Source organism: Sheuella amnicola, from assembly GCF_010499255.1.
GTDB classification, from domain to species: Bacteria; Pseudomonadota; Gammaproteobacteria; order Burkholderiales; family Burkholderiaceae_B; genus Zwartia; species Zwartia amnicola.
Genome location: NZ_JAAGRN010000001.1, coordinates 289,511 through 302,405, shown reverse-complemented (window position 1 = coordinate 302,405; position 12,895 = coordinate 289,511). Strand labels below are relative to the sequence as shown.

The window sequence follows — 12,895 nt, the reverse complement described above, 5'->3', positions numbered from 1 at the left end:
AACAATGAAATTTTAAACGAAAGCCGGGCGGGCATTACTGCTCCGCCCGGCTTTTTTAATCGGAAATTAAGCTTGTCCCGCAGCTGCAGCAGCAACTTCGGCGGCAAAATCGCTTGTTTTCTTTTCAATACCCTCACCGACTACAAAAAGGGAAAAACCTGTAATAGAAGCATTTTTCTCTTTCAGCATCTGCGCGATGGACTGTTTATCATTCTTGACGAACGGTTGCGACAAAAGCGCAACTTCTTTCAGGAACTTCTGGACAGTACCTTCAACCATTTTTTCGATAATTTCAGCCGGCTTGCCAGATTCGGCAGCTTTTTGACGAGCAACCGAGCGTTCGGCTTCTTTGTCGGCTTCGGAAACACCATTTTCATCGAGCGCACGGGGCTTGGTTGCAGCAATGTGCATGGCAAGGTCCTTGCCAACTTCATCAGCGCCTGCGAATTCAACCAGAACGCCGATTTTGCCGCTGTGGACATAACTAGCAAGCTTATTGGCGGTATCAAAGCGCTGGAATCGGCGGATCGAAATGTTTTCACCGATCTTGCCAACCAATGCTAAACGAACCGAGTCAACCGTACCTTCAGCCATAGGGGAAGCCGACAAGGCGGCCACGTCGGCCACGGCTGAAGTGGCGACTAGTTGTGCCAAGGCATTGACAAATTGAACGAAATCATCATTTTTAGCAACAAAATCAGTTTCGCAGTTCACTTCAATCACTGCGCCTTTCTTAGCATCAGGCGAGATATACAAGCCAATCAATCCCTCTGCCGTAACTCGGCTTGCAGCCTTACTAGCTTTGCTACCGAGTTTTACGCGCAAAATTTCTTCTGCACGAGCCATGTCGCCTTCAGCTTCAGTCAATGCTTTTTTGCACTCCATCATGGGTGCATCAGTTTTTTCACGCAACTCTTTTACCATTGCGGCGGTAATTTCAGCCATGTTTACTCCAGTATTTGAATAAGTATCCCGGATGCTTATCCGGGATACGCATTTCTAAACAACGACCAATTGTCGATGTTGGCTTGTAAATTAAGCCTGCTCTTGATCAACTTCGACGAACTCTTCGCCTTGGGCAAGCTCTTCAACCAGACCATTCAGGTTGGCAGCACGGCCTTCGAGGACTGCATCAGCCATACCCTTTGCATAAAGAGAAATCGCCTTAGCCGAGTCATCGTTACCGGGGATAATGTAGTCAACACCATCGGGAGAGTGGTTCGTATCGACAACGGCTACGACCGGGATACCAAGCGCCTGAGCTTCAGCAACAGCAATCTTGTGGTAACCGACATCGATCATAAAGATGGCATCAGGCAAACCGGCCATATCCTTGATACCGCCAATCGACTTGTTCAGCTTGTCGAGTTCGCGCTGAAACATCAAGCCTTCCTTCTTGGTCATGCGCTCGGTGCCGCCTTCAGCCATCTGAGCTTCCATGTCCTTCAGGCGCTTAATTGAACTTTTAACCGTTTTGAAGTTGGTCAGCATGCCGCCGAGCCAGCGGCTATCAACGTAAGGCATACCGGCACGTGCGGCTTCAGCGGCAACGATTTCGCGAGCGGCGCGCTTGGTACCAACAAACAAAACATTGCCGCCCTTTGCAGCGACCTGTTTAATGAATTTGGTGGCGTCTTGATAGTTAGCAACCGTCTTTTCGAGGTTGATAATATGAATCTTGTTGCGATGGCCGAAAATGTAAGGTGCCATCTTGGGATTCCAATAACGGGTCTGGTGACCGAAGTGCACGCCCGCTTCCAGCATTTCACGCATTAAAGACATTTAAAAGCTCCAAGGGTTGGGTCTTGTTTTGCACCTGCACCAGACTTTTTAAAAGACTGGCACCCTGGTGGTGCAAAACGCGATTTGGTCGTTTTTGGGCGACCGTGAATAAAAACTAAAATCTTATCGATTACCTAATTGAAGTAGGGAATTCCCCAGCCACAAATTTCGATAAGCCTATAATTCTACTATCTTTCACCTATTTCACTCAAGTCACCATGGGTTTAGTCACAAATACCGACGATCTGGATCGTATGCGCGCCGCGTGCCGCGATGCAGCAAAAATTCTGGATTTCATCGCTCCTTACGTCAAGCCTGGCGTGACGACAGGTGAACTTGACAAATTATGTCTTCAATACCTGACCGATGAGCTCAAGGTTAAGTCTGCGACAGTTGGCTATGCTCCTCCGGGCTATCCACCTTTTCCCGGAGCGATTTGCACGTCTGTTAATCATCAGGTCTGCCATGGCGTCCCCGGAGACAAATTATTAAAAAACGGGGACATATTGAATATAGACGTCACCATCATCAAAGATGGCTGGTTCGGGGACACCAGCCGAATGTATTACGTCGGTGAGCCATCCATTCAGGCAAAAAGATTGACCGAAGTGACTTATGAGTGCATGTGGCTTGGAATTCAACAAGTTAAACCTGGCAACACACTCGGTCATATTGGCCAAGCCATTCAAAAACATGCAGAAAACCAGGGCTTCTCGGTTGTTCGTGAGTTTTGCGGTCACGGAATCGGTCAGAAATTTCATCAAGATCCACAAATTCTTCACTATGGCAAAGCCGGATCCGGGGATGTCATGGAGCCTGGACTGATTTTTACGATAGAACCGATGATCAATGCCGGTAGACGCGAAATACGTCAACTCGCCGATGGCTGGACAGTCGTGACACGTGACCACAGTCTTTCCGCGCAGTGGGAGCATTCGATACTTGTCACTGAAACAGGTTTTGAAGTTCTGACGATTTCAGATGATATGCCCCCTCCCCCCTCCTTCATGACCAAGTAAGAAGGATACATGGATCAACTGCAAATCTCAGAGTTGCGTTCCGAATTGCAGTTGATGCGTCAAGCAGCAACTGACCAGTACCGCGCACACCGTCAACCGGACACTTTGCTTGCAGCCCTTTGTCGCAGTGCCGATCTGATTCTGAATAAATTACTGAAGATATGTCCAATACCTGAAGGCGCAGCACTAGCTGCAGTGGGGGGGTATGGGCGCGGCGAACTATACCCCTATTCCGATCTTGATTTACTCATTCTGCTCCCCCATGATCCAAACGAAAAGGAAGAAACACTTTTAAGCGCGCTAGTCGCCTCCATGTGGGATGTGGGTCTGGAGCCAGGTTACAGCGTCAGAACTATCAAGCAATGCGTCGCAGAGGCCGCATCGGACATTACCGTTCAAACCAGTTTGCTTGAAGCCAGGCGCATCGCCGGATGCGACGCACTTTTTAACGAATTTACACAAACGCTTAAAGCTCATCTTGATCCGCTCAAATTCTTCCGTGCCAAGCGGGCTGAAATGCAGCAAAGATACGCCCGTTATCAAGACACACCCTATGCGTTGGAGCCTAATTGCAAAGAGTCCCCCGGTGGCTTGCGTGATTTGCAAGTGATCATGTGGATGGCTCGTGCGGCCGGATTTGGTAGCTCTTGGGAACAAATTGCAGATGCCGGATTATTGACCGAAGCCGAGGCACGAGATTTGAATCGGGCGGAACAAGCATTCAAGCGCGTCAGAATCGAATTGCATCTTCTGGTCAAACGAAGGGAAGATCGGTTGTTATTCGATATACAAAACGGTTTGGCTGAAGTTTATGGTTTCAAGTCCTCAGAGGGACGTCGAGCCAGTGAAATCCTCATGCAGAGATACTATTGGGCGGCACGTCTTGTAACACAGCTTAATACACTCCTAGTTCAAAACATCGAAGAAAGACTTATCCGGATTGATGAAAGCAATATCCGTAGGATCGATCAAAATTATGTTGTCAGGCATCATCGGCTTGATGTCATCGACGAGAATCTCTTCGAGAAAGATCCTTCGCAATTGTTAAATGTGTTTCTCGTTATGCAACAGCACCCGGAGGTGACTGAGTTATCGGGTCGTGCGTTACGTGCCATTTGGCACGCCAGGGGTTTGATAGATTCGGCCTTTAGAGCCAAAAAAGAAAACAAAGATTTATTCCTGAAAATTCTCCAACAACCTCAGGGCATCGTTCATGCATTACGTCGCATGAATATGCTAAACATCCTTCCTCGTTATCTTCCAGTCTTCAGAAAGATAGTCGGTCAAATGCAACATGATCTGTTCCATGTCTACACCGTGGATCAGCACATTTTGACTGTCATCAGAAATTTGCGTCGATTCACGATGCCTGAGCATGCGCAAGAGTATCCGCTGGCGACCGAATTGATTGCAGGGCTTGAAAAGCATTGGCTTTTGTATGCCGCCGCTTTATTTCACGACATCGCAAAAGGTCGAGGTGGTGATCACTCGGCTCTTGGCGCAGTGGAAGTCAAACATTTCGCAATCGAACATGGGCTAGACAGTACGGATACTGATTTACTGGTTTTTCTTGTTGCCAACCATCTGGCCATGTCGCAAGTAGCTCAGAAAAAAGATTTGTCCGATCCCCAAGTCATACAGGATTTCGCCCAACTTGTCGGTAACACTCGAAAGCTCACTGCGTTATATCTGTTGACTGTGGCCGACATCAGGGGCACGAGTCCCAAAGTCTGGAATGCATGGAAAGGTAAATTGCTCGAGGATTTATTCAAACTAACACGTTCGGCGCTAGGTAATACTTCTGAAGATACCAAGACAGTACTCAAACTCAGAATGGATGAGGCCGCTGGTCTGACAAGGCTGGCGGGGTTACGTGACGATACTCGCGAAGAATTCTGGAGGCAGTTGGATGTCGCCTACTTTCTGAGGCACGATGCTGCCGACATCGCCTGGCACACCAGGCATCTTTACTATCAGGCGTCACCAGAGAACTCCGTCGTCAAAGCCCGTCCCACTGAGCATGGAGAAGGCTTGCAAGTCATGGTCTACACAAAAGACAAGTCAGATTTGTTTGCCCGCATCTGCATGTATTTTGGTGCAAGAGGATTCAGTATCCAGGATGCGCGAATCCATACGACAAGAAATGGCTATGCGCTTGATAGTTTTATTGTGCTGCCCGTTACTGCAAGTGAAGACCTACGCTCGCAAGCATCACTGATCGAGCATGAACTGTCTCGGTATTTAAACGATAAGACAAAGTCAGACATAGTGATTGCAAACACCTCAGGTCGCCGCCGTTCGCGCATGTCCAGAGCATTTCCGGTTCCACCTGTTGTTGAGCTTTACCCGGATGATCAAAAGCACAACTGGAGACTTGAAATCACCGCAACGGATCGTCCCGGACTTCTTGGGGATATTGCCAAGACCTTCATTGAATATGGTCTAGAGGTACAAACCGCTAAAGTCATGACACTCGGGGATCGTGTAGAGGATGTATTCGTCATTAGCGGGGAAACTTTACTCCAACCCCGTAGTCAAAGAAGCTTTGAACGGGCGGTTCTAGACTCATTGACACAGGACAACTGACATGCAGAGAAATAGACTAGTTCTTGCCGCCATCGGTCTCTTAAGTTTTAGCGGCGTCCTTTTGGCGTTGATTTCTCAGTATGTATTTAATATGCCTCCATGCGCATGGTGCGTATTTCAGCGCCTGATTTACCTCTGCATCAGTGCAATGTGTTTAGCAGGCGTTGTAGGACAGCCAAGCCGCTTAAGACTATCCGTATTTATGTCGATTGTGCTTGCACTTTGTGTCGCTGGCATCACTTCTGCTTGGTACCAGGTAAAAGTGGCATCTAATTCTTTCTCATGCGCCCAGACATTGGCTGATCAAGTCATGACCCAATCAGGCCTTGAATCGACATTGCCATGGCTATTTGGAATTTATGCATCTTGCATGGATGCGAAAGTAACTGTGCTAGGGGTCGAGTATGCCTACTGGAGCATGATGCTATTTATTTTTCTTGGCGGCTTGGCAACCGCAGCCCTCATCTCTTTGACCAAAAAATATAAATAAAACACAAACGAAAAAGGGTTAGTCTTTTTAAGACTAACCCTCTAAGTACTGGTCGGGACGGCGGGATTCGAACTCGCGACCCCTTGCACCCCATGCAAGTGCGCTACCAGGCTGCGCTACGCCCCGAAAGACGAGAAGTATATCAGAGGTCGGAAAAAAATTCTCGACCTGCATAGTTCGATATTACGAATGCAAATCAAGTAAACCGGTGCTTGAGCCGGACTCGGAAACTTTGGCAAGTAAAGTTCGAATATTCATAAGCTCAGATCTAAGGCCTTGCAGTTCCTGTGCCGATAGACGAACTGCTGCTTCGGGATCTTGAGGCGCGTCCCTGCCCTCTCCAAGCCGATTTCTAGCTCCGCTAATCGTAAACCCTTGTTCGTAAAGCAATTCGCGAATCTTACGAATAAGCAAAACTTCGTGATGTTGGTAATAGCGCCGATTTCCTCGACGCTTAACCGGTTTCAATTGCGTAAATTCTTGTTCCCAATATCTCAAGACGTGCGGCTTGACCGCGCAAAGATCGCTCACCTCACCTATGGTGAAGTAGCGTTTGGCCGGAATCGGGGGAAGTACAACGGACTTATCGGTAATTGTCATGAACAGAGTATCAGAGCGATGTACGTTTAATAGTTGCAAGCAGGTCTTTTAGATTACACAGCTTCTGTGTTTCAGGCAAATATGATTATCTTGCCTGAAGTTCGATATAAAAGATTAAACCTGATGGTTACCGGAATTTTCAACCGCGCCCTTAAGCTTTTGACTTGCATGAAAAGTAACGACTCTTCGTGCTGCAATCGGAATGGTTTCACCGGTTTTTGGATTACGACCCGGACGAGGTGGTTTATTTCGAACCTGAAAATTACCAAATCCGGAAAGCTTAACGGATTCACCACGTGCAAGAGAGTCACGAATTTCTTCAAAAAACGTATCGACAATGTCCTTTGCTTCGCGCTTATTCAAGCCAACACGATCAAAAAGCATTTCTGCCAATTCGGCTTTGGTTAAGGTGCGAACTTCAGTAATCGATGTATCGGAATTCATAATATCTTCTTTGTATCGAAAGAATGTCTATCGTTGACGCGCTTGATGCCCGGTTTCAAGGGCTTGACGCACTCGCAATAAACACGCATCCACACGCGCGTCATCCAGCGTAACTTCAGTGTCCTGCAACCAGAACCTGAAAGCAAGACTCTTTTCACCATGATCACCTTTAGCAGGATCTCGCCAGACGTCGAACAAGCGAACATCACGGATAACTGAAAGTGTCTCGTCTGCCTTGATCGTAGCCTGAATAGTCTTGATCAGCTCGCCTACATTTAGTTCGGCGGAAACCCACAAAGCCATGTCGCGCTGCACCATGGGTTGACGTGACAACTCCTGGACGTGAGGCATGGGAATCGATGTAAGAGAATCAAGGGTCAGCTCAAATACAACTGGCGCCGATTGAAGATCCTGACTTTGTACGAACTTGGGGTGGATTTCACCGATCCATCCGACCGGGTTCCCTGCATGATGAATCCTTGCTGAGCGTCCGGGATGCAGTCCGGGATGTGACTGAGGAACAAACTCTAGACCATGATCGCTACTTGAGAACAATTTCTCTACATCATTTTTGACATCAAAAAAATCAACATTGCGGGTACGTTCACCCCATTGATCCTCGACGTAAGGGCCCCAGGCCGCACCAGCGAGAAACTGTGGCTGATTTACCCCTGCTACTGTTAATGCACCATCCTTGATCATTGCGTCACGATTAAACACACGACCCAATTCGAAAACGCGAACTCTGGACTGTTTTCTATTTGCGTTGTAGCGAATGTTTGCAACCAGTCCCGGTATTAACGAGGAGCGCATGACTGCTAATTGGCTAGCAATCGGATTAAGTAGTTTGATCGGATTGACATTTCCAACCATTTCCGATTCCCAGGACTCTTCCACAAATGAGAAATTAATGACTTCCTGATAGTCCAGCGAAGCCATTTCAGCGCGAATGGTGTGAGCCGAACGCGTCGTCTCAGGAGCAATCCGCATGATTGCGGGCGCAACAGGCGGATTAGCCGGGATATTTTCAAACCCGATTATCCTTGCAATTTCTTCAATTAGATCTTCTTCGATTTTGATATCGAATCGATAGCTAGGAGGCGAAACTGTATAGATATCCCCACTAAGTTCAAAGGACAATCCAAGCTTGGAAAAGATCTGCGAGACCTGCTCGTGAGAAATTGAAACTCCAAGAATACGACTACAGCGATCCAATCGCATCTTGACCGGAGCTCGGACTGGCAAATTAATAAACTGGTCATCGATCGGACCGGCTTGACCGCCGCAGATGTCGAGAATTAAGCCGGTGATCAGTTCAATATGCTCGGGTATCGATTGAAAATCAACGCCTCGCTCGAAACGATGACTTGCCTCTGAGGAAAGTTTCAACTTGCGAGCTCTTCCCGCAATCGCGTCAGGCCACCAGAATGCGGCCTCAAGATAGATATTTTTAGTATCGAGTGTCACTGATGTGGACAGCCCCCCCATAATGCCGGCGAGGCTTTCGGGGACATCCTGACTCGTAATTACACCCATTGATGAATCCAAATCAATTGTTTGTTCATTCAATAGGGTTAACTTTTCGCCATTTTTTGCCCAGCGAACTTCCAGCTCGGGTGCCGGAATCTTATCCAGATCAAAGACATGAGTAGGCCGACCGACTTCGAGCATGACATAGTTCGAAATATCCACAAGAGCCGATACAGATCTTTGACCGGCTCGAAGCAATCGCTCAACCATCCAAGCAGGAGTTTGCGCGCGAGCATTCACGCCACGAATCACTCTTCCTGCGAATCGTCCGCACAAATCAGGGGCGGTAACCTTAACCGGTAAAACCTCGTTAAGAGTCGGCTGAATCGTCGGGGAAGCTGGTGCGTGCAACGCAGCTCCGGTTAGTGCGGCAACTTCCCGTGCGACGCCGAGAATCGACAGACAATCCGAACGATTCGGGGTTAATTTAAGCGTGAAAATCGTGTCGTCTAAATCGAGGGCATTTCTGATGTCGGTTCCCTCAACCATAGAATCAGGCAGTATCATCAAGCCGGCATGATCCTGCGAAAGACCAAGTTCCCGCGCTGAACACAACATACCTGAGGACTCGACGCCACGCATCTTGGCCACACCAATTTTCATGCCGCCGGGCATGATTGCTCCAACAGTGGCTAGTGGAACCTTGATACCAGCTGCGGCATTCGGAGCACCGCATACGATTTGCAACGGTGAACCAGTGCCAGCGTCAACTTGGCAAACTCGGAGTTTGTCTGCATTGGGATGTTGCTCTGCGGAAATGATTTTTGCCACAACAATGCCGGAAAACGCAGGGGCAACGGGATTGACTTCCTCAACCTCCAGCCCGGCCATCGTCAAGCGATGGGATAGTTCATCTGTACTGATATTGGGGTTGACTAACTTACGCAACCAAGACTCAGGAAATTGCATGATGCACCGTCACTATCTGAACAGAATTAATTATTGAACTGGCGCAAGAAGCGCAGATCGCCCTCGAAGAACTGACGCAAATCATTGACGCCATATCTCAGCATCGTCAGTCGCTCAAGTCCGGAACCAAATGCGAAACCAATATAGCGCTCAGGATCCAGACCGAAATTTCGAATCACATCCGGGTGCACTTGACCAGACCCCGATATCTCGAGCCATCGTCCCTTGTTGGGTCCGGATGTGAACATCATGTCGATTTCAGCAGAAGGTTCTGTGAACGGAAAAAAGGAAGGTCTGAAGCGTAATTCAAGATCTTCGGTTTCAAAAAAACATCTGAGAAAATTGGTGTAGACGCCTTTCAAATCAGCGAAAGAAATATTTTCGGCAATCCAAAGACCCTCGACCTGATGAAACATCGGAGAATGCGTTGCATCACTATCGACGCGATATGTGCGTCCGGGCGCAATTACTTTTATTGGAGGCTGATGCATGCGCGCATATCGAACCTGCATCGGGCTCGTATGAGTACGCAACAATAACGGTAGCCCCTGCTCGTCTTTGATGTCGACATAAAAGGTATCCTGCATAGAACGTGCAGGATGATTTTCCGGATTATTGAGCGCAGTGAAGTTGGTCCAGTCGTTTTCAATTTCAGGGCCATCTGCAACGTCAAAACCGATCGATTTGAAAATGGCTTCTACGCGTTGCCACGTCCGGATAACGGGATGAATCGTTCCACGACTCGAACCTCGTCCGGGAAGAGTGACGTCGATTGTCTCAGATGCCAATCTGGCATTCAATTCAGCCTGAGCCATTTCGGCGCGACGCGCATTAAGCAAAGATTCGATCTCCTGCTTAATCACATTAATTCGGGCACCTTCGCTACGTTTAGTGTCAGCATCAAGCTTTGCAAGACCTTTTAGCATCTCAGTCAAGCTGCCTTGCTTGCCAAGAAACCTGGCTTTGGCATTTTCAAGCGATGCAGCATCGGTCGCTTGCGCAAACAGCGTACGAGCCTGTTGAATCAGATCATCGACCATATCAGTCATCACACCTTCAGATATCACAGCTTAAAAATGCAAACGGAGCCCAGCGGCCCCGTTTGGCAATTACAACTTTCAGGTATTAAGCAGCCAAAGCCGACTTGACCTGATTGACCACAGCGGCAAAACCGGCTTTGTCGTTGACTGCCATATCTGCCAGCACCTTGCGATCAAGCTCGATTGCAGCCTTTTTTAGACCTGCAACGAATACGCTGTAGGTCATATCGAGTTCACGGACGGCTGCATTAATACGCGTAATCCACAGGGCGCGGAATGTACGCTTTTTGTTGCGGCGATCGCGATACGCATATTGACCGGCACGCATGACGGCCTGTTTAGCGATACGGAACACGTTGCCACGACGACCACGATATCCTTTAGCAGCGTTAATGACTTTTTTGTGACGGGCGCGGGCCGTTACACCACGTTTTACGCGAGGCATAGTTAATCTCCTATCAAGCGAATGGCATCATGGCTTTAACAGAAGCCACGTTTGTTTTATCAACCGCTGCCGAACCGCGCAGTTGGCGCTTGTTCTTGGTGGTTTTCTTGGTCAGGATATGGCGCTTGAACGCCTGTCCCCGCTTGATAGATCCGCTTCCACGGACCTGAAAACGCTTGGAAGCGCTTTTCTTGGTCTTCATTTTAGGCATAATAAATCCTGTTGCTTGAATTTGTGTCCGATAGGTGCACTGGCAAATCCTGTCAAATAGCAAGAATCAGCCAGGTCTTGATAACCCCGGGGCACTTCTTTTGCACTACAGCCAACTAGGAAGCATGGGGAATTAGTAGAGCACCACACCGCATACCTCGTCAGCACCTCATTGGATTTTGATTTGTAATTTAACAAGAAATCCAACGAAGCCTTTGATTATACGATATTTTTTAAAACATAGCATCCTACCCTATCCTGAATATTCAAACAGCTTTCAATGCTTGTGGCGTAGCTGTATTGCTTCCCCAAGGTGCGACACGGCAATCAGGTCCGCACCGTCTAAGTCTGCACAAGTTCTGGAAACTTTTCTTATTTTTTGTATGGACCTTGCAGATAATCGCATGGCCTGAACAGTTTTCGCTAATAGTTTTTTAGCCTCCAGATCCATTTGGCAATATTTATCTAGAGATGAAGAATTCATTTCGTAATTCGCACACCCTTGTCTGGAGAGCTGGATATTGCGGGCCCTTGTCACGCGCACACGAACTGAACTTGATGGCTCTCCTGCAGGAAGATTTAGCCAGGAGTGATCAATCTCACCCACATTAATCTTGATATCGATTCTGTCCAAAAAGGGTCCTGACAAGTGCTTCTGATAACGATCAATGTGTTCTGGCCGACAACTACAGTGCTTTTCGGGGTGGTCTCGCCAACCGCAAGGACAAGGGTTCATTGCCGCGATCAACTGAAAATCTGCAGGATATGTCACTCGGTGACGTGCCCTAGAAATGCATACCTCCTTTGCTTCCAAAGGCTCTCTTAATCCTTCAATCACTCTACGATCGAATTCAGGAACTTCATCCAGAAACAACACCCCTTTATGAGCTAATGTGACTTCTCCAGGTTGCGGTCTTGCTCCCCCTCCCAGAATGGCTGAAGCCGATGAGCAGTGATGTGGACAACGATAAGGACGCGCGCCCCAGACGAAATGGTGATTGGTGGCGGAAAAGGCGGCGATCGACGCGACTTCAAGCGATTCAGCTTCCGTCAAATCCGGCAAAATTCCGGGCAACCGACTGGCAAGCATACTTTTGCCGACACCAGGAGAGCCAGACATCAGAAGACTGTGCCCCCCTGCAGCCGCAATTTCCAGCGCTCTTTTAGCGAAAAGCTGCCCCTTTACCTCTGACAGACAATGATCATTCAAAGTGGGGGCCAAAGATTCTTTCGGGGTTGCATGCGGCAATTGTTCGGCACCGGTAAGATGTCTAACCACGTCAATCAGACTCAGGGCTTTGTAAATTTGAACACCCGGCACGCGTGCAGCCATGTCCGCACTTTGTGACGGCAATACCAGACATGCGTGTTGGTCATCCCGTGCTACTGCCAAAGCAATAGAAACAGCACCGGCAATCGGAACCAACACCCCTGATAACGATAATTCACCCGCAAACACCCAATTAGCCAAAGTTGGTTTATACGCCGTGTCGTCGTACCGCACCATAAGCTCAGGCATTTCAATTTGCCCAGACGCAAGTAACACACCAAGCGCTATAGGCAAATCGAATCGACCCGACTCTTTTGGTAAATCCGCAGGCGACAAATTCACCGTAAGACGTCCGCATGGAAAGGCAAACCCACTACTCTGGATCGCCGCCCTAACCCGCTCGCGACTTTCTTTGACTTCAGCATCCGCCAATCCGACAATCGTAAAACAAGGCAGACCGGATGTCAGATGAACTTCAACACGAACAACCGGCGCCTGAATGCCGATTAATGATCGGCTTTTCAAAACAGCGAGTGTCATTTCTCCTCCAGCATAAATTTGAATCACTCA

12 protein-coding genes and 1 tRNA gene are annotated in these 12,895 nt (G+C 48.3%); 3 read left to right on the top strand and 10 right to left on the bottom strand.

All coding sequences use genetic code 11. From position 1 onward, the window contains the following. Positions 1-66: 66 nt before the first annotated feature. Entirely contained in the window at positions 67-945 is an 879-nt protein-coding gene (gene tsf, locus G3I67_RS01465) for a translation elongation factor Ts (RefSeq protein ID WP_163651182.1), read from the bottom strand. Positions 946-1,035: 90 nt separating this feature from the next. Further along, positions 1,036-1,782, bottom strand: coding sequence for a 30S ribosomal protein S2 (gene rpsB, locus G3I67_RS01460; protein ID WP_163651181.1), 747 nt, complete (start codon positions 1,780-1,782; stop codon positions 1,036-1,038). A gap of 218 nt (positions 1,783-2,000) precedes the next feature. Here rpsB and map point away from each other — a divergent pair, with 218 nt between their 5' ends. The 3 genes from map to G3I67_RS01445 are packed head-to-tail and all read left to right on the top strand — an operon-like array spanning position 2,001 to position 5,877. Continuing rightward, positions 2,001-2,801: a type I methionyl aminopeptidase gene (gene map, locus G3I67_RS01455; protein ID WP_163651180.1), complete on the top strand. Its 801-nt coding sequence runs from the start codon at positions 2,001-2,003 to the stop codon at positions 2,799-2,801. 9 nt (positions 2,802-2,810) lie between these two features. Beyond that, positions 2,811-5,387 (top strand): [protein-PII] uridylyltransferase, encoded by a 2,577-nt coding sequence (locus tag G3I67_RS01450; RefSeq protein WP_163651179.1) that lies wholly within the window; start codon positions 2,811-2,813, stop codon positions 5,385-5,387. Between the two features lies 1 nt (position 5,388). Continuing rightward, entirely contained in the window at positions 5,389-5,877 is a 489-nt protein-coding gene (locus tag G3I67_RS01445; RefSeq protein WP_163651178.1) for a disulfide bond formation protein B, read from the top strand. A gap of 49 nt (positions 5,878-5,926) precedes the next feature. Here G3I67_RS01445 and G3I67_RS01440 read toward each other — a convergent pair. The 8 genes from G3I67_RS01440 to G3I67_RS01405 all read right to left on the bottom strand — a co-directional run bounded on the left by G3I67_RS01440 (position 5,927) and on the right by G3I67_RS01405 (position 12,865). Beyond that, positions 5,927-6,003, bottom strand: a tRNA-Pro gene (locus tag G3I67_RS01440). A gap of 57 nt (positions 6,004-6,060) precedes the next feature. Then, complete coding sequence (locus G3I67_RS01435; RefSeq protein WP_163651177.1) at positions 6,061-6,477, bottom strand: MerR family transcriptional regulator; 417 nt, start codon at positions 6,475-6,477, stop codon at positions 6,061-6,063. Between the two features lie 114 nt (positions 6,478-6,591). Further along, on the bottom strand, positions 6,592-6,921 hold the full coding sequence (locus G3I67_RS01430) for an integration host factor subunit alpha (RefSeq protein WP_163651176.1): 330 nt from the start codon (positions 6,919-6,921) through the stop codon (positions 6,592-6,594). A gap of 27 nt (positions 6,922-6,948) precedes the next feature. Then, positions 6,949-9,360, bottom strand: coding sequence for a phenylalanine--tRNA ligase subunit beta (pheT, locus tag G3I67_RS01425; RefSeq protein WP_163651175.1), 2,412 nt, complete (start codon positions 9,358-9,360; stop codon positions 6,949-6,951). A 26-nt stretch (positions 9,361-9,386) separates the two neighbouring features. Further along, a complete protein-coding gene (gene pheS / locus G3I67_RS01420; protein ID WP_163651174.1) occupies positions 9,387-10,409 on the bottom strand; it encodes a phenylalanine--tRNA ligase subunit alpha in 1,023 nt (340 codons plus the stop codon). A gap of 76 nt (positions 10,410-10,485) precedes the next feature. After that, entirely contained in the window at positions 10,486-10,845 is a 360-nt protein-coding gene (gene rplT / locus G3I67_RS01415) for a 50S ribosomal protein L20 (RefSeq protein WP_163651173.1), read from the bottom strand. A 13-nt stretch (positions 10,846-10,858) separates the two neighbouring features. After that, positions 10,859-11,056 carry a 50S ribosomal protein L35 gene (gene rpmI, locus G3I67_RS01410; RefSeq protein WP_163651172.1) on the bottom strand — a complete coding sequence of 66 codons (198 nt, stop codon included), beginning with the start codon at positions 11,054-11,056 and terminating at the stop codon, positions 10,859-10,861. A gap of 276 nt (positions 11,057-11,332) precedes the next feature. Next, on the bottom strand, positions 11,333-12,865 hold the full coding sequence (locus tag G3I67_RS01405) for a YifB family Mg chelatase-like AAA ATPase (RefSeq protein ID WP_163651171.1): 1,533 nt from the start codon (positions 12,863-12,865) through the stop codon (positions 11,333-11,335). Positions 12,866-12,895: the final 30 nt, after the last annotated feature.